This is a genomic window from Caulobacter sp. GW821-FHT10E02 (assembly GCF_059415225.1).
In genome coordinates this window covers 1,325,159-1,346,299 of record NZ_JBWKMV010000001.1, presented here as the reverse complement: position 1 = coordinate 1,346,299, position 21,141 = coordinate 1,325,159, and the positions used below count along the sequence as shown (strand labels likewise).

Genomic DNA, 21,141 nt, shown 5'->3' with positions numbered 1-21,141 from the left:
CGCAATGAGACTTAGTAGAGACCGCTCAGAGGATCGACCTTCTGTGGCGGCGGCTTGCCCGGCTGAGGCGCTTGCTGGACCGGCTGCGGCAGGCCGGGCGAAATCTGCTCGTACGGGATCGGTCCCGTCGGCGCGGCCTCCACCTTGGGCTCAGTGCCCGGACGGAAGGCCTCGCGGATGCCGCGGACCATGGCGAACTTGGCGTTCTTCGGCGGCTTGAAGTCGACGGCCGGCTGGCCATCCAGCGCCACCTTCATGAAGTCGATGAACACCGGCACGGCGTCGGTGGCGCCCGTCTCGCCCTCGCCCAGCGAGCGGTTGTCGTCGAAGCCGACGAAGACGCCGACCACCAGGTTGGGCGAATAGCCGACGAACCAGGCGCTGCGGTACTCGTTGGTGGTGCCCGTCTTGCCCGCCAGCGGACGGCCCAGCGAGCTGACGGCCGCGGCGGTGCCGCGCTGGACCACGCCTTGCAGCATCGAGGTGATCTGGTAGGCGGTGACCGGATCCATGATCTGGTCGCCCGGCGCGGCGAAACGCGGGCTCTCGTCACCGTTGAAGCCGGCGTCGCAGCGCTCGCAGTCACGCTTGTCGGCGCGGAAGATCACCTTGCCTTCGCGGTCCTGCACCAGCTCGATCAGGTGCGGATCGATGCGGCGACCGCCATTGACGAAAGCGGCATAGGCGGCGGTCAGCTTGAACGGCGTCGTCTCGCCCGCGCCCAAGGCCATGGCCAGGACGGGGTCCATGCTTTTGACCACGCCGGCGCGCTGGGCGAAGTCGACGATCTTCTTCATGCCGACGCCCTGGGCCAGGCGCACGGTCATGGCGTTGATCGACTGCTCCAGGCCCTTGCGCAGCGGCTGAGCCCCGTAGAACTCCTTGTGGTAGTTCTCCGGGCTCCAGTCCTCGCCGTTCGCGCCCTTGAAGGTGATGGCGCTGTCGACGACGACGCTGGCGGGCGTGTAGCCGTTCTCCAGGGCCGTGGCGTAGACGAACGGCTTGAACGACGAGCCCGGCTGGCGCATCGCCTGGGTGGCGCGGTTGAAGTTCGACAGCGAGAAGCTGTAGCCGCCGACCAGGGCCACGATGCGGCCCGTATAGGGCTCCATGGCCACCAGGGCGCCGTTGACCGCCGGAACCTGGCGCAGCCGATAGCCGGCGTCGGTCTTCTCGACGAACACCAGGTCGCCGGCCTTCAGGCCCTTGCCGTTCTTGGCCCAGGTGATGTCCTCGCCGACGATCTGGCCCTCGCCCTCGTTCTTGACGAGGCGGACGCGGCCGTCGTTCGAGACCACCAGCGCCTGGCGCCACTTGCCGCGCTCGGACGGCGCGGCCTTGGCCAGGGCGCTCTTCTCCCAGGTCAGGTCGGTGGATTCGACATGGCCCCAGGCCCCGCGCCAGCCGTGGCGGCGGTCATACTTTTCCAGGCCGTCCATCAGGGCCTCGCGGCCAGCGGTCTGCAGGCGCGGGTCCAGGGTCGTGCGCATGTAATAGCCGCCCTCGTTCAGGCGCGGGCCCAGCGTGGCCATGCCACGCTGGCGCACTTCCTCGACGAAGTAGTCGGCGTCGCGATAGGCGGCGCGCTTGGGCGCGGACTGGACGACCAGGTCCTCGGCCTGGGCCTTCTCGGCCTCGGCCTTGGACACCCAGCCCTGCTCGGCCATCTGGCCCAGCACCCAGTTGCGCCGGATCATGGCTTTCGCCTTGTTGCGGATCGGGTGGTAGTTGTCCGGCCCCTTGGGCAGCGAGGCCAGGAAGGCGCACTGGGCCAGGGTCAGGTCCGGCAGCGACTTGCCGAAATAGTTGTAGGCGGCCGCGCCGACGCCGAACGAGCGATAGCCCAGCCAGATTTCGTTCAGATACAGCTCGAGGATCTGCTGCTTGGTCAGCGACTGCTCCAGGCGGTGGGCCAGGATCGCTTCCTTGAACTTGCGGCCGACGGTGGCGTCGCTGGTCAGCAGGACGTTCTTGGCCACCTGCTGGGTGATGGTCGAGCCGCCTTCGAGGCGGCGGCCCCGGATGGCGTTGCCGACATTCTTCAGCATGGCCCGCGACAGGCCCGACACATCGACGCCGCCGTGCTGGAAGAAGTTGCGATCCTCGGCCGCCAGGAAGGCCTGGGCCAGCTGCGGCGGAATCTGGTCGTAGGGAATGAAGATCCGGCGCTCCTTGGAGTACTCGCCGATCAGCGTGCCGTCCCAGGCATAGACGCGCGTCGCGGTCGGCGGACGATAGTCCTGCAGCTCACCGGCGTCGGGCATGTCATGGAACAGCCAGGCGGCGTAGATCGCGATCGCGAAACCCGCGACCGCAATGGCCGAAAGCACCGCCACGCCCGCGATGGCCATCCATCGTTCGGTGGGTTTCAGATCCACGCGACCTCCGTCGGGCAGACCCCCTCGCCTGCCACACACCCTTCACTAGATCGCTTGGCGCCGAACCGTAAGCGGTTTTGCGGTCGCACCTCGCGAGGCGAAGCACGAACGATCATCCCTGTGATTAGAGTGACGCGGTGAAAAGGGGAAGCGGCTGCCCCTAGGACTTGCGCAGACCCGCCGAGAAATAGGCCTCGATCGAGTCGCCGACCGCGTCGACCAGGCGGTTGCGGCTAGCCTTGGTGGTCAGGAACGCTTCGTCTTCCGGATTGGTGATGAAGCCCATCTCCAGCAGCACGGCCGGCACGTCCGGCGCCAGCAAGACTATAAAGCCGGCGTCGCGATGGCTGCGGCGCAGCAGCGTGGTCTCCTCGCCGACGCTGGCCAGCAGCAATTGGGCGAAGGCGGCCGAGCGGTTCTTGGTGGCGCGCTGGCTCAGGTCCAGCAGGATCTGGCTTACCGCGCGGTCACGACCCGGCATGTTGGCCTTCATCAGCCAGTCGTCCTTGTCGAGGACCAGGCCGACGCGCTCCGCGCCCTTGTCCGACACGGTGTAGACCGACGCGCCACGCGTGCTGACGTCGGGTCCCGAGTCGGCGTGCAGAGAGATAAAGAGATCGGCGTCGGCGCGGCGGGCGATCTGCACGCGGCCTTCCAGCGGAATGAAGGTGTCGGTTTCGCGGGTCAGCACGACCTGGAACCGGCCGGTGCGCTCCAGGCGCGCCTTCAGCGCCTTGGCGGCGGCCAGGGTGACGTCCTTCTCGAAGACATTGGCGCCCAGCGAGCCGGGATCCTTGCCGCCGTGGCCGGCGTCGATGACGATGACCTTCTTCAGGCGCAGCGGCGCGGCCTTGACCGGGCCGCTGGCGAAGGTCAGGCGCGGGGCCTGCGGGGCGTTGACCAGCGGCGCGTTGTCCACGGCCTTCAGATCGATGACATAGCGATAGGCGCTGGCGCCGTCGCCGGGCGGCAGCAGGAAGCGGCGGCGGACCTCGGCCTTGCCGACTAGGTCCAAACGCAGACGGGCGCCGCCGGCGGCCTCATCGATCACCCAGCGCTTGACCAGGCCTTGACCCGAACCTTGCAGATCGCCGGACACCAGGACGTTCGGCAAAGCCATGACCAGGCGCTGGTCGCTCATGCCGTCGGAGATCAGCTTGCCGGCCGCGGCGCGATCCAGGTCGATGACCACGCGCGTTTCGTTGCGGTCGCCGCCGAAGCGGACCTTCTGCACGCCAGCGGGCGCGGCGGGGCCTTGGGCGGTGGCCACGGCGAGGCCGGCCGTCGTGAGACCGCCGACGATCAGGGCCGCCCTGACCCAACCCATGCGGGCCAAACTGATAAGAAGCTTACGCATCCCCGCCCGCGTAGTCCGAAACTGGTGAACCGAACGTCAATATCGCTGAGCGGCGGTAGCCAAAGGGTTAAGTCCAGATCGTCCGTCGAAAGCTTTTCTTTTGTGCGTTGATGTGGCTACAGTCGCGCCGCGTGCGAATGCCGTGATCGTCACGACTCCGTGCGGGCCGTCCCAGCCTCGAAAGTGGTCCTGAACCTCTTCCGGTGCGGAGACGGCAGACTAGATAGTGTTTCGAGACACGGCCGATCTGGCGGGCAAGACGCCTACCGAGACGCCGGGTCGCGGGGCTTGCGTCGGGCTCTAACGCCCTTCTGGCGACGACGCGCCATCCGATCCGCGCCATCCGGCGCGACAACTGACACCTCCTCGGGCCACTTGTGGTTCGAACAACTTTCCCGCTCCGCGCCACAAATGGCGCGGCAGGCAAAACCATCCAGTCCGCGCTTCGCGCGGTGAGGACAACGAAACCCCCAATGGGCTGCGCCGCACCCGACCGCCTTTGGCACCTGACCCTTCGCAACCGCAGTGACGGTGCGACGGTCGGCGACGCGCGCGCCCTTCATTCAGAACGGCGACCGGGCCTCGCGCCCGCCGCGCGCCGTGGAGACTTCCTTAATGTCGAAGAAGATGCTGATCGACGCAGCACACGCCGAAGAGACGCGTGTGGTCGTCGTGGACGGAACCCGGGTTGAAGAGTTCGATTTCGAAAGCAAAACCCGCAAACAGCTCCGCGGGAACATCTATCTCGCCAAGGTGACCCGCGTTGAACCCAGCCTCCAGGCTGCGTTCATCGAATACGGCGGTAACCGCCACGGTTTCCTGGCGTTCAACGAAATCCACCCGGACTACTATCAGATCCCGGTCGCCGACCGCGAAGCGCTGATGCGCGACGACTCGGGCGACGACGAGGACGACACCCCGGTCTCGCGTCGCGCCTCGGGCGGCGACGACGAGGACGACGTCAACGGCGGCCACGCGGTGGACGACGACGATGATGACGTCGAAGAAGAGCTGGCGCGCCGCAAGCGCCGGCTGATGCGCAAGTACAAGATCCAGGAAGTGATCCGCCGCCGGCAGATCATGCTGGTCCAAGTCGTCAAGGAAGAGCGTGGCAACAAGGGCGCGGCCCTGACCACCTACCTGTCGCTTGCCGGCCGCTACGGCGTCCTGATGCCCAACACCGCCCGGGGCGGCGGCATCAGCCGCAAGATCACGGCCGTGTCCGACCGCCGTCGCCTGAAGAGCGTGGTCAACAGCCTGGACGTGCCGCAGGGCATGGGCCTGATCGTTCGCACGGCCGGCGCCAAGCGGACCAAGGCCGAGGTCAAGCGCGACTACGAATATCTGCTGCGTCTGTGGGAAAACATCCGCGAGAACACGCTGCACTCGGTCGCCCCGGCGCTGATCTACGAGGAAGAAGACCTCGTCAAACGCGCCATCCGCGACATGTACGACAAGGACCTGGAGGGCATCTGGGTCGAGGGCGACGCCGGCTATAAAGAAGCGCGCGACTTCATGCGCATGCTGATGCCGAGCCAGGCCAAGAAGGTCTTCAACTACCGCGACCCGACCCCGCTGTTCGTCAAGAACAAGATCGAGGACCATCTGGCCCAGATCTACTCGCCGGTCGTGCCGCTGCGTTCGGGCGGCTATCTGGTGATCAACCAGACCGAGGCCCTGGTCGCCATCGACGTCAACTCGGGCAAGGCCACGCGCGAGCGCAACATTGAGGCCACGGCCCTCAAGACCAATGTCGAGGCTGCCGAGGAAGCCGCTCGCCAGCTGCGCCTGCGCGACCTGGCCGGCCTGATCGTCATCGACTTCATCGACATGGATGAAGGCAAGAACAACCGCACGGTCGAGAAGGTCCTGAAGGACGCTCTCAAGGACGACCGCGCCCGCATCCAGATGGGCAAGATCTCGGGCTTCGGCCTGATGGAGATCAGCCGTCAGCGTCGCCGCACCGGCGTCCTGGAAGGCACGACCCACGTCTGCGAACACTGCGAAGGCACCGGCCGCGTCCGCTCGGTCGAGTCCAGCGCCCTGGCCGCCCTGCGCGCGGTCGAGGTCGAGGCCCTGAAGGGCTCCGGCGCCGTGATCCTGAAGGTCTCGCGTTCGGTCGGCCTCTATATCCTCAACGAAAAGCGCGCCTATCTGCAGCGCCTGCAGCAGACCCACGGCCTGCACGTCACCGTCATGGTCGACGACAGCCTGCACGCCGGCGACCAGGAGATCGAGCGCACCGAGCTGGGCGACCGCATCGCCGTCGCCCCGGCCCCGTACGTCGAGGAAGATGACGACTTCGATCCGTCGGCGTTCGAGGACGAAGAAGAAGACGAAGAGATCCTCGACGACGAGGACGAGGAAGACGTCGAGCGCGAGGACACCGACGACGACGAGGCCTCGACCCGCAAGCAGGCCCGCGACGACGATCGCGGCGACCGCAAGGGCCGTCGTGGCCGTCGTGATCGCGGCCGTGGCCGTGGTCGTCGCGACGAGCGCGAGACCGAGGGCGAGGCTCCGGCCGAAGCCGAGAGCGACGAAGACGAGGTCGAAGGCGACGCCGACGACCGCGCCGAGTTCGGCGATGACGATGACGGCAGCCGCCGTCGTCGCCGTCGCGGCCGTCGCGGCGGCCGTCGTGGTGGTCGCGAGGACGGCGATCGCCCGACCGACGCCTTCGTCTGGATCCGTCCGCGCGTCCCGTTCGGCGAGAACGTCTTCACCTGGCACGACCCGGCCGCTCTGGTCGGCGGCAACAGCGAACCGCGCCGCCCGGCGCCGGAAGCCCGCGCCGAACGTGAAGAGAGCGTCGAGCGTCCGGAACGCGCCGAGCGCCCCGAGCGCGAGGAACGCCCGGCCCGCGAACGCGGCCGTCGCGGTCGCGACCGTGGTCGCCGTCGTGACGAGCCCGTGGTCGCCGAGGCGAGCGCCGTCGTCGAGGCCGTGAGCCCCGCCGAACCGGCCGAGCCGTTCGAAGCCCCGATCCTGGCCCCGCCGGTGATCCTGGCGCCGCCGGCCGACGTCTGGGTCGAACTGCCCGAGGCCGAGGAAGCGCCGAAGAAGCCCAAGCGCGTCCGCTCGCGCGGCAAGAAGGCTGCTGCTGAAGAGACCGCGGAAGCGGCGCCGGAAGCCGCCGTCGAGGCTGTCGCCGAAGCCGTGACCGAGAGCGTCGCCATCGTCCCGCCGGAACCAGTGGTCGAAGCGGCTCCGGAACCGGTCGTCCAAGCCGCGCCCGAACCGGCCCCGGTTCCCGAGCTCGTCGCCGAAGAGGCCCCGGCCGCTCCGGCCGAGCCGGACCCGAACGAGATCACCACCCCGCCCGAAAAGCCCCGCAAGGGCTGGTGGCGCCGGTAGGCTGACCTGATGACGGCCCGCGTGTCGAAAGACACGCGGGCCGAAATCGTTGTGGAGCCGATGCGAGACCCTTGTTCCCTCGCCTTCACGTTCCAAGTTAGACTGGTCGTGGTTCGCGGGGGCGCGATCTGGAGATCAATCGATGACCTCGCGTAGCGGGCGTGTTGGAAAGCGACTCGGCGTGGCTCTGTCCGCGCTGGCCGTGCTCGCCTCCAGCGTTCCCCAGGTCGCCTTGGCCCAGGACGACGGCGGCCCCTCCCTGATCCGGGACACCGAGATCGAGGAAATCCTTCATCACGACGCCGACCCGATCTTCAACGCCGCCGGACTCGATGCGCGCAACGTCCGCATCCTGATCGTCGGCGATCGGTCGCTGAACGCCTTCGCGACCCAGGGCCTGCAGATGGGCCTCAACACCGGCCTGATCCTGCAGACCGAGAATCCCAACCAGCTGCGCGGCGTCATCGCCCACGAAACCGGGCACTTGGCCGGTGGCCACCCGATTCGCTCCGACGAGATGATGAAGGCCGGCCTCAAGCCGATGATCCTGACCATGGGCCTGGGCGTCCTGGCGGCCCTGGCCGGCTCGGCCGACGGCGCGGCCATGCTGCTAGGCAACGCGCAATATGCCGGCGCCCTGGGCGCTCTGGGCTACAGCCGTGAGCAGGAATCGCGCGCCGACCAGGCCGGAGCTGGTTTCCTGGAAGCCACTGGCCAGTCGGGCCGCGGTCTCGTCGAGTTCTTCGACAACTTCCGCTACCAGGAAGTCTTCGATCAGGCCCGCCGCTTCGCCTATTTCCGCAGCCACCCCCTGTCGTCCGAACGGATCGAGGTGCTGCGCAGCCGCGTCGAGCGTCAGCCACACTACAGCGCCGTCGACACGCCCGAGGACCTGGCCCAGCACGAGGTCATGAAGGCCAAGCTGGAGGGTTTCCTGAACCCACAGGTCGCCTTGATGAAGTACAAGGAAACCGACACCGGCTTCCCGGCGCGCTACGCCCGGGCCATCGCTTACTACCAGATGAAGGATCCGGACCGGGCCCTCGCTCTGCTGGAGCCGATGATCACCGAACACCCCGACAATCCCTATCTGTGGGAGCTGAAGGGCCAGATCCTGTTCGAATTCAACCGCGTGGCCCTGGCCGAGGAGCCGCAGCGCAAGTCGGTGCAGTTGAAGCCCGACGCGGCCCTGTTGCGCATCAATCTGGGCCAGACCCTGATCAGCCTGAACGATCCCAAGAAGATCGAGGAAGGCGTCCAGGAGCTGAAGCGCAGCCTGCTGAACGACCCTGAGAACGCCGTCACCTGGCGCCTGCTGGCCCAGGCCTACGACACCCAGAAGAAAGACGGCGAGGCCCGTCTGGCCACGGCCGAACAGTACTATTCGCTAGGCGCCGTGCGCGAAGCCAAGGTCTTCGCCATGCGGGCCCGGGAGCTCCTGACCAAGAACACCCCCGACTGGCGCCGCGCCACCGACATCATCCTGGCCTCCCGCCCGACGAACCAGGACCTGAAGGACCTGGCCAAGGACAGCGTCGTCCAGCACTAACCCTTACCCACTTTCGAGATCTGTATGACCCTGCTCCGTCGCGCCGCGACCCTCGCCCTTCCCCTGGCCGTCACCGGCATGGTCCTCGCCGGCTGCGGCCCCGCCAAGCCCGACAAGGCCTTCGGCGAGAAGGTCCGCGCCTATCTTCTGGAGCACCCGGAGGTGCTGATGGAGGCCAGCCAGAAGCTGCAGGAGAAGCAGGCCTCGCAGCAGGCCGCTTCGGCCCAGAAGGCCATTGGCCAGTACCGCCAGGCCATCGAGCGCGACCCGCGCGACATCGTCATCAATCCGAACGGCTCGATCACCGTCACCGAGTTCTTTGACTATCGCTGCGGCTACTGCCGTCACGCCGCGCCCGAGATCGTCGACCTGGTCCAGAAGAACCCCGACGTGCGTCTGGTGCTGAAGGACTTCGTGATCTTCGGCCACGATAGCGAAGCCGCCGCCCGCATCGCCCTGGGCGCCAAGGACCAGGGCAAGAGCCTTGAGCTCTACAAGGCGCTGATGGCCGAAAACGCCCTAGACGCCGCCGCCGCCCTGCGTATCGCGGCCGGTCTGGGCATTGACCTGACCAAGGCCAAGGCCGCCGGCGAGAGCGAAGCCGTCACCCAGCACCTGGCCGACACCGACACCCTGGCCAAGACCCTGGCCCTCACGGGCACGCCCGCCTTCATCGTCGGCGACACCCTGGTGCCCGGCGCGGACATCAACGCGCTGAAGCTGGCGATCGACCAGACGCGGGCGAGCAAGGCGAAGGCGGGCTGAGGCCCTATACCGCTCATCCCCGCGAAAGCGGGGACCCAAGCGGGGTTGATCCTAGATCAGCCCCGCCAGCGGCGAGCTCGGGTCCGCATACAGCCGCTTCTGCATCCGCCCCGCCAGATAGGCCTCACGCCCAGCGATGACCGCATGCTTCATGGCCTTGGCCATGCGGATCGGATCCTTGGCCTCGGCGATGGCGGTGTTCATCAGGATGGCGTCGCAACCCAGTTCCATGCCGATCGCCGCGTCCGAGGCCGTGCCGACGCCGGCGTCGACCAGGACCGGGACCTTGGCGTTCTCGACGATGATCCGCAGGTTGACGCGGTTCTGGATGCCCAGGCCCGAACCGATCGGCGCGCCCAGCGGCATGATCGCCACGGCGCCGGCTTCTTCCAGCTTGCGGGCGTAGACCGGGTCGTCCGAGCAGTAGACCATGACCTGGAAACCATCGGCGACCAGCAGCTTCAGCGAGCGCAGAGTCTCTTCCATGTCCGGGAACAGCGTCTTGGGGTCGCTGAGGACCTCCAGCTTGACCAGGTCCCAGCCGCCGGCCTCGCGGGCCAGGCGCAGGGTGCGCACGGCGTCCTCGCCGGTGAAGCAGCCCGCCGTATTGGGCAGATAGGTGAATTCGCTCGGCTTGACGTAGTCGACGAGCAGCGGCTGAGTCGGATCGGTCAGGTTCACCCGGCGCACAGCCACGGTGACGATCTCGGCCCCGGCCGCGCGGGCGGCGGCGGCGTTGGTCGCATAATCCTTGTACTTGCCCGTGCCGACGATCAGGCGCGAGCGGAAGGTGCGGCCGGCGACGGTCCAGGTTTCTTCGGTGTCAGCCGAAACGGAGTCGGGGGAAACGTGCGCGTTCATGGGGTCGGTTTACGCCCCGGAAGCCGCCGTTTCAAATGCGGATGATCAACCGCCGCCGATGAAAGTGACGATCTCGATGCGGTCGCCGTCGGCCAGCGCCGTGTCGGCATAGGTCGAGCGCGGCGCGATCTCGAGGTTGCGCTCGACCGCCACCTTGCGGGCGTCCAGGCCCAGGGCGCCCACCAGATCGGCGATCGTGACGACGCCGGCCACGTCCCGCTCTTCCCCGTTCAGCAAAAGCCTCATCTCACCTCCGAAGCGAGCCGTGCTTGTGACCCGGCGGAACCGGCTATACAAGACCTCCCGGAATCGACGGCGGAGCCGCATGGTAAAACCGATCCACGTGCTGAGCGGGCCCAACCTCAACCTGTTGGGGACCCGCGAGCCCGAGATTTATGGCAAGGACACGCTCGACGATGTCCGTGCGCGCTGTGAGGCGCGGGCGGCTACGCGTGGCGTTTCGGTGGTCTTCCGCCAGTCCAACCATGAGGGTGTGCTGATCGATTGGGTGCACGAGGCGCGTGAGTCGGCCTCGGCGCTCATTATCAATCCGGCCGGCTACGGCCACACCTCGATCGCGCTTCTGGATGCGCTCAAGGCCTTGAGCATCCCGGTGATCGAGTGCCATCTGTCCAACCCTGCGGCGCGGGAGGAATTCCGCCGCCACACCTTCGTTTCGCTGGCCGCCACCGGGATCGTCTCCGGCTTCGGCGCAGCGAGTTATGAATTGGCGCTCGAGGCCGCTTTCGGCCTGATCCGCGTTTAACAAGAACATCGCCCGGCGTTTTCCGCTCGCCAGGGCGTTTCAAGAACAAGGTAAGCTTCCATGTCGAACCCCAAGGCCCCCGCCGATCCGGTCGAAGCTCCGGCCATCGACGCCCGTCTGGTCCGCAAGCTGGCGGACATCCTGAAGGACACGGGCCTGTCCGAGATCGAAGTCGAGCACGCCGGTCTGAAGATCCGCGTCGCCCGCGAACTGCACGCCGCGCCGGTCAACTACGTCCAGGCCGCCGCCCCGGCCTACGCCCCAGCGCCTGCCGCCGCTCCGGCCCCGGTCGCCGCCGCGCCCGCCGCTGAAGCCGCTCCGGCCCCGGCCGCCGCCCGTGGCGACGCCGTGAAGTCGCCGATGGTCGGCACCGTCTATCTGTCGCCCCAGCCGGGCGCCGACGCCTTCATCAAGGTTGGCGACACGGTCTCGGCCGGTCAGACCCTGCTGATCGTCGAAGCCATGAAGACCATGAACCCGATCTCGGCTCCGAAGGCCGGCAAGGTCGTCGAGATCCTGGTCGCCGACGCCCAGCCCGTCGAGTTCGGCGAGCCGCTCGTCGTCATCGAGTAACGATCATGTTCGACAAGATCCTGATCGCGAACCGGGGCGAGATTGCCCTGCGGGTTCACCGCGCCTGCAAGGAAATGGGCATCGCCACCGTGGCGGTCCACTCCGAGGCCGACCGTAATTCCATGTGGGTGCGCCTGGCGGACGAGAGCGTCTGCATCGGCCCGGCTCCGGCCGCCAAGAGCTACCTGAACATCCCGTCGATCATCGCGGCGGCCGAGATCACCGGCGCCCAGGGCATCCACCCGGGCTACGGCTTCCTGTCGGAGAACGCCCGCTTCGCCGAGATCGTCGGCGCGCACGGCTTCACCTTCATCGGCCCGAAGCCCGAGCACATCCGGATGATGGGCGACAAGATCACCGCCAAGCAGGCCGTGAAGGACGCCGGCATCCCGGTCGTCCCCGGCTCGGACGGCGGCGTCTCGACCGAGGAAGAGGCCTTCGAGGCCGCCGACAAGATCGGCTTCCCCGTGCTGATCAAGGCCGCTTCCGGCGGCGGCGGTCGCGGTATGAAGGTCGCCCAGACGCGTGAAGACCTGGCCGAAGCCGTCTCGACGGCCCGCGCCGAGGCCCGCGCCGCGTTCGGCGACGACACGGTCTATATGGAGCGCTACCTCCAGAAGCCGCGTCACATCGAGCTGCAGGTCATCGCCGACAGCCACGGCAACGTGGTCCACCTGGGCGAACGCGACTGCTCGCTGCAGCGCCGTCACCAGAAGGTGCTAGAAGAAGCCCCCTCGCCCGCCCTGGGCGCGGCCGACCGCGCCAAGATCGGCAAGATCGTCGTCGATGCCGTCAAGGCCATCGGCTACCTCGGCGTCGGCACCATCGAGTTCCTGTGGGAGAACGGCGAGTTCTTCTTCATCGAGATGAACACCCGCCTGCAGGTCGAGCACCCGGTCACCGAAGCCATCACCGGCATCGACCTGGTGCGGGAACAGATCCGCATCGCCGCTGGTTTGCCGCTGTCGTTCACCCAGGAAGACGTCGTCTTCGAGGGCCACGCCATCGAGTGCCGGATCAATGCGGAGAACGCGCGAACCTTCACGCCTTCGCCCGGCACCATCACGGACTTCCATGCCCCTGGCGGCCTGGGCGTTCGCCTGGATTCGGCGATCTACACCGGCTATGCGATCCCGCCCTATTACGACAGCCTGATCGGCAAGCTGATCGTGCACGGCCGCGACCGCGCCGAGTGCATCGCTCGCCTGAAGCGCTGCCTGGGCGAGATGGTGGTCGGCGGTATCGAAACCACGATCCCGCTGTTCCAGGACCTCCTGGTGCAGCCCGACATCCTGGCCGGCGACTACGACATCCACTGGCTGGAACGCTGGATCAAAGCCCAGGAAGCCTAAGTCCAGGCTGCAACATGGAAGACGCCTTCACGGTCGACGACCTGATCGCCTGCTACGCGCGTGGCGTCTTCCCCATGGCCGACGCCCGCGAGGACGAAAGCCTCTTCCTGATCGATCCCGAGCGGCGGGGCGTCCTGCCGCTCGGGGACTTCCACGTCCCCAAGCGCCTGGCGCGCACGGTCCGCAACGGGCCGTACGAGATCCGGATCGACACCGCCTTCGACGCGGTCGTCGAGGCCTGCGCGGCGCCACGCCCCGGCCGGGTCGAGACCTGGATCAATCACCCCATCCAACGCCTCTACGGCCAGCTCTACGCGCGAGGCCTGGCCCACTGCGTCGAGACCTGGCTGGGCGACGAGATGGTCGGCGGCCTCTATGGCGTGTCGCTGGGCGGGGCGTTCTTCGGCGAGAGCATGTTCTCGACCGCGCGGGACGCCAGCAAGGTGGCGCTGGTGCACCTGGTCGCGCGAATGCTGGCCGGCGGCTACCAGCTGCTGGACACCCAGTTCCTGACCGAGCACCTGACGCAGTTCGGGACGATCGAGATCAGCCGCGCGGACTATCGCCGCCGGCTGGCCAAGGCCCTGACCGTGCAGGGCGACTTCTACGGCTTGGCGGGCGGCGCGACCGGGATCGACTGCTTGCAGGCGATCAGCCAGGCGTCATAGACCGGATGCTGCAGCGGGTTCAGGCCCGGCGAGCTGGCGTACATCCAACCCTTGTAGACCTGACGTCCCGGCGGCGCGGCGCGACCGGCCTGGGCCTTGGGCTGGGTGTCGACCACGACATAGGCCGCCGTCTCCGGGGCCACCTCGTCCGAGGCCGCCGTCTCGCAGGCGCGGACGGTGAAGATCAGGGTCTTGTAGCGGATCGGCTGGCCGATCGGGACCTCGAACCGCATGGTCTCGGTCGTGACCTTGTCCAGGGCCTGGATGATGGCGATCTGGTAGCGCAGGCGCTTGGCCGGCTCGGGCGGCTTGACCGGAACCGTCGCCGCCGGCTTGGGCGGCGCGGTCTGGGCGGTCGGCGCGGGCGAGGCTGGCGGATTGGGATTGGCGATCGCGGGCGAGACCGTCGTCGGCTGGGCCGGACGTAGTTCGCTCGGAGCCGGCGCGGGCGCCACGGGACGCGGAGCCGACGCGACCGGGGCCTGGGCGGCCGCTGGCGGGGTCTGGGCCTGCGGGGCGCTGTTCTGGCGCGCCAGCGCGGCGCCCGTCACGGTCAGACCGGACAGGACCGCGACAGTGGCGACCAGGAACGCCCGGCGGGCCATCGGAACTATTCCGGCTTCCAGGCTTCGTAGTCGCTGGTCGCGGCCGCGCGCTCGCCGCCACGGCTCAGAGCGCCCTTGGGACGCCAGGCGTGGACGGTGCCGGTCAGGTTCGGGATGTGATCCTTCTCCCAGTCGCGACGGTTCAGCGGGGTCTGGGTCGGGACCTCGTCGAAGGTGTAGTGCAGCCAGCCGCTCCAGTCCGGCGGGACCTTGGAGGCTTCGGCGTAGCCGCTGTAGATCACCCAGCGGCGCTTGCGGGCGTCATAGCTGTCGCTGTTGTCGCGGGCTTCGAAATAGGTGTTGCCGTAATCGTCCTTGCCCACCAGCACGCCGCGGCGGCCGATATGGAAGCGCTGACCCAGGGTCGCGCCGTTCCACCACGTGAAGATCGCTTTCAGCACTACGTTCGCACCCGATTTCATAAGGCTTTGCGCGCCGCGACACGCACGGCGAAGCGGCCGGACTATAGGGTTTCGCGCCCTCAGCGTCCAGCGCCGCTCGGCGGGTCGCAACTTCAACATCTTGTGGATTAGAGCCCTTAGACCCGCAACATCTATTGAGGCTCGGCGATCGAGGTTCTAACTTGAGGTGCGACCTTACGCGCATCCCGGCGGCACGGAATCAGCCGTTAGGAATTTGGTAAGATATCAGACTGGCCGACCAGATCCGGAACTCGCCCATGCGCACCCCTGCCAAAGCCGCCGGAAGTGTTCCCGCGATGGAGTGGCGCGACCTCGAGCGCGCGGACGAGATCGTCGTGGTCTCGGCTCCCAGCGCCTGGAGCGACGCCCGTGTCGAGGCTTGGCTGGACTGGGCCGGCGAGATCGAGCCCAAGGCCGCACTGGGCGGTGGTCCGGCCCGCTATGCCGAGCGTGTGGCCAAGGCGGGCCTGACGCGCGGCCTGTTCGGCGACAAGGCCGACGCCAGCGCCTTCAAGGACGCCCTGCTTGCCACCATGCTGAGCGGCATCGCCACGCCGGCGGGCGGCCAAGGCGGCCTGGAGCTGCTGCCCGAGATCGCCGAGTTCGAATTCCAGAGCATCGTCAAGAACAGCCTGGGCCGCCGCCGCAGCCGCGCCCTCGCCTCCCAGGCCGCCGCGCGCCTCGACGCCGCCCTAGCCCAGGTGGCCGACGCCGTCCGCCGCTGCTCGGGCGATCCGCGCGCCTGTGGCGACGTCCGCAAGAACCCGGCCCTGGCCCGCGCCGCCCGCAAGGCCCGCGAGCTGGGCGCCGACGACCGCACCATCCTCGACGCCATCGCCACGGCCGACGCCCAGCGCGCGCCGCTGGTTGAGCCGTCTGCCGAGCGCGACCTGGCCATGGTCACGTCGGCCTCGCGTCAGGACGTGGCCGCCGGCAACGACGCCGCCGCCTTCGCCGCACAGGTCGGCTGGGAAACCAGCGCCCTCACCCTGGCCCTGTCGCCGACCGACGCCGAGATCCTGGCGCGCGGCGTGGGCGTCAGCGCGGCGATTGACGCCAGCGCCTTCCTCGACGTCGACGGCTTCGACGTCGAGCGCTTCACCTATGTCTGCCATCTGTGGGGCACGGCTCTGGAGCTGGAGCGCGGCGAGCGCCCGGCCCGCCTGAGCCTGGCCGGCGTCGGCGACTGCCTGCTCAGCCAAGGCTGGGCCCAGACCAGCATCGAGGGCCGTGACGGCGCCGCCGTCCTGTGGGCTCTCGCCGTCGGCGCGGCCCTGTCGGCCAGCGCCGAGGCCGCCGCCGCGCTGGGTCCGGACGCGATCTTCGCCCAGGACAAGCAGGGCGTGCTCAAGACCCTGGCCGAACGCCGCGTCCGCGCCGCCGCTCTGCGCTCGGCCCTGGCCACCGAGGCCGCCGCCTCGCTCGCCACCGCCCACGCCCTGGCGCGCAAGCACGGCCTGCGCTCGGCCGCTCTGGTCGGACCGTTCGAGGATCCGGAAGCGACCTTGCGCCTCGGCGGCGCCCCGATCGGCCCGGCCGGCGCGATGTCGCCGGTGTCGGTGGCCCAGACCGCCGACGGCTTCCTGCTGCCGACCTTCAGCGCGGCGGCCTTCGAGGCCCTGTCCAGCGAGGGCGTCGACCTGGACGCCGCCCGCCGCCACGCCCTGGGTCACGGCTCGCTGATGGAGAGCCCGGCGATCGACCACGCCATGCTGCAGGCACGCGGCTTCACCGCCCACGAGATCGAGAAGGCCGAGCAGGCGCTGCGGGAGAACCAGGGCCTGCGCGCCGCCTTCGCCCCGGCGGTGATCGGCGCAGGCTTCCTGCGCGACGTGCTGGGCGCCTCGGCCGAGGACGTGGCCCGCCGCGACTTCGATACCCTGGCCTTCGCCGACTTCTCGCCGACCGAGATCGCCGCCGCCGAGCGCCACGCCTTGGGCGCGGGATCGCTGGGCGACTGCGACGCCCTGAACCCGGAACTGCGCGAGGCCTTCAAATCGGTCGAGGCCCCGGCCTTCGCTGACCGCCTGGCCATGCTGGCCGCCGTCGAGGCCTTCGCCTGCCTGCCGACCCCGGTCGCCATCCCGGTGGCCTTCGACAGCCGCCCGGCCGACGCCGTCCGCGCCCAGGCCGCCGCCGCCCGCTCGGGCGTCCGGGCCCTGCGCCTGCAACGCGCCGCCGCGCCGATCGACTTCAAGCTCGATCTGCCCGAGGAGGCCGCCGAGGCGCCGCGCGCGGCCACGCCGGCTCGTGAGCCCGTCGTCACCGAGCGCGTGGTCGAGAAGATCGTCGAGCGCGACCGCTCGCGCCGCCGCCTGCCCGACCGCCGCAAGGGCTACATCCAGAAGGCGGCCGTCGGCGGCCACAAGGTCTATCTGCACACCGGCGAGTACGAGGACGGCGAGCTGGGTGAGCTCTTCATCGACATGCACAAGGAAGGCGCGGCCTTCCGCAGCCTGATGAACAATTTCGCCATCGCCGTGTCGCTGGGCCTGCAGCACGGCGTGCCGCTGCACGAGTTCGTCGACGCCTTCGTCTACACCAAGTTCGAGCCGGCGGGCCCGGTCACCGGCAACGACTCGATCAAGTCGGCGACCTCGATCCTAGACTACGTCTTCCGCGAGTTGGGCGTGTCGTATCTGGGCCGCGATGACCTGGCCAATGGCGATCCCGGCGAGTTCAACGCCGATGGCCTGGGCTCCGGCAAGAACCTCGAGATCGACGACGTCGAGCCCGAGCCCGTTCCGGCCAGCCTGTTCATTTCCAAGGGCTTTTCGCGCGGCGCCTCGCACGACAACCTGGTGTTCGCCTCGTTCGGCCGTCGCCGCGTGGAGGGCCAGGATCGTCCGGGCGCGGAAGGCGAAATGTGTCCGGCCTGCGGTGACCTCTCGCTGACCAAGCGGGGCGGCATGACGGTCTGCGACACCTGCGGGGCCCAGTCGGACCGCCCCGGGCCCATGGCTTCGTCGTAGGCGCGTTCGGCTGGCGTTAAGCTTGCTGCGGCAGGGTGAACAAGACCCTTTCGCGTAGGACCTGCGCCAGAATGAAACCGATCGCCCTTCTTTCGGCTCTCGCCGTCCTGGTTTGCGCCGTCCCCGCCAGCGCCCAGAACGCCGGCCAGATCTCGGCCGTTCGCAACGGCGCCAGCTGCCCCCACTGCAACCTCTTCCAGGCCGACCTGTCGAACCTGGAGCTGAAGAACAAGAACCTGGCCGGCGCGCGCCTGCGCCAAGCCGACTTCTCGACGGCGATCATGAACCGCACCCGCTTCACCGGCGGCGACCTGCGTGACGTCAACGCCTATGGCGCGGTGCTGACCGGCGCCAGCTTCGCCAAGGCCGACCTGACCAATTCCAGCTTCGTCGGCGCCTACCTGCAGGGTGCAAATTTCTCCGGAGCCAAACTATCGGGCGCCAACTTCTCGGGGGCCGAGATGGATCGTGCGATCGGCCTCAACCAGCACCAACTGGACCAGGCCTGCGGCGACGGTTCGACCTATCTGCCGCGGGGCCTGCGCATCCCGCTTTGCCGTTAAATCCCCGTCATTACCGCAATTTAAGTGGCTTCTACCCGAGGGCCGGTTCAAACCGTAACTCACACAGTCGCGTATGGACTGGAACGGAGAAGTCGATGTCCCGCTTGGGCGTTTCCATCGCCGCCTTGACGCTGAGCCTGCTGGCCATCACCGGCCAGGCTCACGCTTCGACCGAAGACAAGGATGTCGCCAAGCTGACCTCCTTCGGCGGGATGTGCGCCAACTGCGACCTGGCCGGCCGCAAGCTGATGAACGCCAAGTTCATGGGCGCCAACTTCGCCAAGGCCATCCTGATCGGCGCCGACCTGCGCGGCGCGATGTTCTACGGCAGCAATTTCCAGTCGTCCGACCTCAGCCGGGCCGACCTGCGCGGCGCCGAGATGCGCGGCGCCAACTTCGCCAGCGCCAACTTCACCGACGCCCGCATGTCCGGCATCGAGAGCAGCGGCGCCAACTTCCAGTCGGCCACCCTGGTCCGCGTCGACCTGTCCTCGGCCGAGCTGAATGGCGTGCAGATGCCCAACGCCAACCTGCAGCGCGCCAAGCTGGCCAATGTCGAGCTGACCGGCGCCAACCTGCAGAGCGTCTACGCCAAGGACGCCGACTTCTCGAACGCCGAGATCAACCACGCCAACCTGCAGGGCGGCCGCTTCGACGGCGCCAGCTTCCGCAATGCCGAACTGACGGGTTCCACCCTGCGCGGCGCGACGTTCAACGGCGCGGACTTCCGCAACGCCGACCTCAGCGGCGCCTTCCTCAGTGGCGCCGACCTGACCGGCGCCCGGGGCCTGGACCAGGACCAGCTGGACGAGGCGTGCGGCGACTCTGTCCGCCTGCCGGCGGGCCTCTCGATCCGTTCGTGCAACGGCCTCAAGGGCACGCGCATCATGCTGCTGCGCGACATGCCCAAGCCCCCGACGGCGCCGCCCGCCCCGCCCGCGCCCCCTGCCCCTCCGGCGCCGCCGAAGAAGTGGTAGTCGGCTCCTAGACCGACCAAGAAAAAGCCCTCCGATCGCGAGACCGGAGGGCTTCTTTGTTTCCAGGCTTTCGCCCCTACACCTTGATCGGCGGCGCGGTGCGGATGTGAAGCTCCTTGAGCTGCTTGTCGAGCACGTTGGCCGGCGCGTTCATCAGCAGGTCCTGGCCCTGCTGGTTCAGCGGGAAGGCGATGACTTCGCGGATGGCGACCTGGTCGGCCAGCAGCATCACGATGCGGTCGATGCCGGGAGCCAGACCACCGTGCGGCGGGGCGCCATAGCGGAAAGCGTTCAGCATGCCGCCGAACTGCTCCTCGACCACTTCCGGGCCATAGCCGGCGGTGGCGAAGGCCTTGAGCATGATCTCGGGCTTGTGGTTCCGGATCGCGCCCGAGCACAGCTCGTAGCCGTTGCAGACGATGTCGTACTGATAGGCGCGGATGGTCAGCGGGTCCTGGGTCTCCAGGGCCTCCAGACCGCCTTGCGGCATCGAGAACGGGTTGTGCGAGAAATCGACCTTCTTCTCGTCCTCGTTCCACTCGAACATCGGGAAGTCGACGATCCAGCAGAACTTGAACTGGTTCTCATCGACCAGCTTCAGCTCGGCGCCGACGCGGGTGCGGGCCAAACCCGCGAACTTGGCGAACACGGCCGGGTCGCCGGCCACGAAGAAGGCGGCGTCGCCTTGGCCCAGGCCCAGCGATTCCATCAGCGCCTGGGTCGGCTCGCCCAGGTTCTTGGCGATCGGGCCGCCCCAGCCGCCCTGGTCTTCCGACCAGAACACGTAGCCCAGGCCCGGCTGGCCTTCGCCCTGCGCCCAGCTGTTCATGCGGTCGCAGAAGGCGCGGCTGCCGCCGGTCGGAGCCGGGATCGCCCAGATCTGGTTCTTGGCGTCCGCGCCCAGGATCTTGGCGAAGAGGCCAAAGCCCCCGTCACGGAAGTGCTCCGAGACGTTCTGCATCTTGATCGGGTTGCGCAGGTCCGGCTTGTCGCTGCCGTACCAGGCCATCGACTGCATATAGGTCAGGCGCTCGAAGCCTTGGTGCTCGAACGATTCACCCAGGTCGTTGGTGAAGGTGTGCGTGCCGCTGATCGGCGAGACCGGCTTGCCGCTTGAGAACTCTTCGAACACGCCGTGCATCACCGGCTCGATGGCCGCGAACACGTCTTCCTGGGTGACGAAGCTCATCTCGACGTCGAGCTGGTAGAATTCCAGCGAACGGTCGGCGCGCAGGTCCTCGTCGCGGAAGCACGGGGCGATCTGGAAGTAGCGGTCGAAACCCGAGACCATCAGCAGTTGCTTGAACTGCTGGGGCGCCTGCGGCAGGGCGTAGAACTTCTCGGGGTGCAGACGCGAGGGCACCAGGAAGTCGCGCGCGCCTTCCGGCGAGCTGGCCGTCAGGATCGGCGTCTGGAACTCGTTAAAGCCCTGCGCGAACATGCGGTTGCGGATCGACTGGATCACGCGCGAGCGCAGGACGATGTTCTTGTGCAGCGTCTCGCGACGCAGGTCGAGATAGCGGTGCTTGAGGCGAATCTCTTCCGGATAGTCCGGCTCGCCGAAGACCGGCAGCGGCAGCTCGGCGGCTTCCGACAGCACCTCGACGGCCGAGACGCGGATCTCGATCTCGCCGGTCGGCAGGTTGGCGTTCACGACGCTGGCGTCACGGGCGACGACCTCGCCATCGATCTTGATCACGCTCTCGGCGCGCAGACGCTCGACGATCGCGAAGCCCGGGGTCTCCGGGTGCAGGACCAACTGCGTCAGGCCGTGGTGGTCGCGCAGGTCGATGAAGACCAGGCCGCCGTGGTCGCGCTTGCGATGGATCCAGCCCGACAGGCGCACCGAGGAACCGGTGTCGGAGGCGCGCAGGGCGCCGCAGTTGTGGGTGCGATAGGCGTGCATGGAGGTCATGAAAGTCTTGAATACGCGGTGATTTGCAAGGCGCGGTAAGGCGCACGTGGGCGCCCGGATG

The 21,141-nt window shown here is 68.1% G+C and carries 18 protein-coding genes; 11 read left to right on the top strand and 7 right to left on the bottom strand.

All coding sequences use genetic code 11. From position 1 onward, the window contains the following. Positions 1–11: 11 nt before the first annotated feature. The gene (locus AC07NI_RS06005) at positions 12–2,378 is read right to left on the bottom strand and encodes a penicillin-binding protein 1A (RefSeq protein WP_494616784.1); all 2,367 of its coding nucleotides are present in this window, start codon (positions 2,376–2,378) and stop codon (positions 12–14) included. A gap of 160 nt (positions 2,379–2,538) precedes the next feature. Further along, positions 2,539–3,735, bottom strand: a complete 1,197-nt coding sequence (locus AC07NI_RS06000) for an N-acetylmuramoyl-L-alanine amidase family protein (protein WP_494616783.1) — start codon at positions 3,733–3,735, stop codon at positions 2,539–2,541. Positions 3,736–4,208: 473 nt separating this feature from the next. Here AC07NI_RS06000 and AC07NI_RS05995 point away from each other — a divergent pair, with 473 nt between their 5' ends. The 4 genes from AC07NI_RS05995 to AC07NI_RS05980 all read left to right on the top strand — a co-directional run bounded on the left by AC07NI_RS05995 (position 4,209) and on the right by AC07NI_RS05980 (position 9,406). Then, on the top strand, positions 4,209–4,427 hold the full coding sequence (locus tag AC07NI_RS05995; protein ID WP_494616782.1) for a hypothetical protein: 219 nt from the start codon (positions 4,209–4,211) through the stop codon (positions 4,425–4,427). Further along, positions 4,351–7,092, top strand: a complete 2,742-nt coding sequence (locus tag AC07NI_RS05990; RefSeq protein ID WP_494616781.1) for an Rne/Rng family ribonuclease — start codon at positions 4,351–4,353, stop codon at positions 7,090–7,092. The genes AC07NI_RS05995 and AC07NI_RS05990 overlap by 77 nt, the downstream gene beginning before the upstream one ends. A 142-nt stretch (positions 7,093–7,234) precedes the next feature. Continuing rightward, on the top strand, positions 7,235–8,641 hold the full coding sequence (locus AC07NI_RS05985; protein ID WP_494616780.1) for a M48 family metalloprotease: 1,407 nt from the start codon (positions 7,235–7,237) through the stop codon (positions 8,639–8,641). A gap of 24 nt (positions 8,642–8,665) precedes the next feature. Beyond that, complete coding sequence (locus AC07NI_RS05980) at positions 8,666–9,406, top strand: DsbA family protein (RefSeq protein ID WP_494616779.1); 741 nt, start codon at positions 8,666–8,668, stop codon at positions 9,404–9,406. Between the two features lie 51 nt (positions 9,407–9,457). On the opposite strand, the gene AC07NI_RS05975 is transcribed toward AC07NI_RS05980, so the two are convergent. Further along, complete coding sequence (locus AC07NI_RS05975; protein WP_199743536.1) at positions 9,458–10,267, bottom strand: thiazole synthase; 810 nt, start codon at positions 10,265–10,267, stop codon at positions 9,458–9,460. A gap of 45 nt (positions 10,268–10,312) precedes the next feature. Then, the gene (thiS, locus tag AC07NI_RS05970; RefSeq protein WP_494616778.1) at positions 10,313–10,513 is read right to left on the bottom strand and encodes a sulfur carrier protein ThiS; all 201 of its coding nucleotides are present in this window, start codon (positions 10,511–10,513) and stop codon (positions 10,313–10,315) included. A 79-nt stretch (positions 10,514–10,592) separates the two neighbouring features. Here thiS and aroQ point away from each other — a divergent pair, with 79 nt between their 5' ends. Genes aroQ through aat form a run of 4 tightly spaced genes read left to right on the top strand, consistent with a single transcriptional unit; the run spans position 10,593 to position 13,626 of the window. Next, on the top strand, positions 10,593–11,033 hold the full coding sequence (aroQ, locus tag AC07NI_RS05965) for a type II 3-dehydroquinate dehydratase (protein WP_494616777.1): 441 nt from the start codon (positions 10,593–10,595) through the stop codon (positions 11,031–11,033). Positions 11,034–11,093: 60 nt separating this feature from the next. After that, positions 11,094–11,606: an acetyl-CoA carboxylase biotin carboxyl carrier protein gene (gene accB, locus AC07NI_RS05960; RefSeq protein WP_494616776.1), complete on the top strand. Its 513-nt coding sequence runs from the start codon at positions 11,094–11,096 to the stop codon at positions 11,604–11,606. Between the two features lie 5 nt (positions 11,607–11,611). Beyond that, the gene (gene accC / locus AC07NI_RS05955) at positions 11,612–12,958 is read left to right on the top strand and encodes an acetyl-CoA carboxylase biotin carboxylase subunit (RefSeq protein WP_494616775.1); all 1,347 of its coding nucleotides are present in this window, start codon (positions 11,612–11,614) and stop codon (positions 12,956–12,958) included. Between the two features lie 14 nt (positions 12,959–12,972). Continuing rightward, positions 12,973–13,626 carry a leucyl/phenylalanyl-tRNA--protein transferase gene (aat, locus tag AC07NI_RS05950; RefSeq protein ID WP_494616774.1) on the top strand — a complete coding sequence of 218 codons (654 nt, stop codon included), beginning with the start codon at positions 12,973–12,975 and terminating at the stop codon, positions 13,624–13,626. Here aat and AC07NI_RS05945 read toward each other — a convergent pair. Then, positions 13,563–14,231 carry a DUF2155 domain-containing protein gene (locus AC07NI_RS05945; protein ID WP_494616773.1) on the bottom strand — a complete coding sequence of 223 codons (669 nt, stop codon included), beginning with the start codon at positions 14,229–14,231 and terminating at the stop codon, positions 13,563–13,565. The genes aat and AC07NI_RS05945 overlap by 64 nt on opposite strands. Before the next feature lie 5 nt (positions 14,232–14,236). Continuing rightward, a complete protein-coding gene (locus AC07NI_RS05940) occupies positions 14,237–14,632 on the bottom strand; it encodes an NADH:ubiquinone oxidoreductase subunit NDUFA12 (protein ID WP_494616772.1) in 396 nt (131 codons plus the stop codon). Between the two features lie 278 nt (positions 14,633–14,910). Here AC07NI_RS05940 and AC07NI_RS05935 point away from each other — a divergent pair, with 278 nt between their 5' ends. The 3 genes from AC07NI_RS05935 (at position 14,911) to AC07NI_RS05925 (ending at position 19,165) form a co-directional block, all read left to right on the top strand. Further along, complete coding sequence (locus AC07NI_RS05935; RefSeq protein ID WP_494616771.1) at positions 14,911–17,625, top strand: TSCPD domain-containing protein; 2,715 nt, start codon at positions 14,911–14,913, stop codon at positions 17,623–17,625. Positions 17,626–17,696: 71 nt separating this feature from the next. Beyond that, complete coding sequence (locus AC07NI_RS05930) at positions 17,697–18,188, top strand: pentapeptide repeat-containing protein (protein ID WP_494616770.1); 492 nt, start codon at positions 17,697–17,699, stop codon at positions 18,186–18,188. Between the two features lie 95 nt (positions 18,189–18,283). Beyond that, positions 18,284–19,165 carry a pentapeptide repeat-containing protein gene (locus AC07NI_RS05925; protein WP_494616769.1) on the top strand — a complete coding sequence of 294 codons (882 nt, stop codon included), beginning with the start codon at positions 18,284–18,286 and terminating at the stop codon, positions 19,163–19,165. A gap of 76 nt (positions 19,166–19,241) precedes the next feature. On the opposite strand, the gene aspS is transcribed toward AC07NI_RS05925, so the two are convergent. Next, the gene (aspS, locus tag AC07NI_RS05920) at positions 19,242–21,080 is read right to left on the bottom strand and encodes an aspartate--tRNA ligase (RefSeq protein WP_494616768.1); all 1,839 of its coding nucleotides are present in this window, start codon (positions 21,078–21,080) and stop codon (positions 19,242–19,244) included. Positions 21,081–21,141 lie beyond the last annotated feature (61 nt).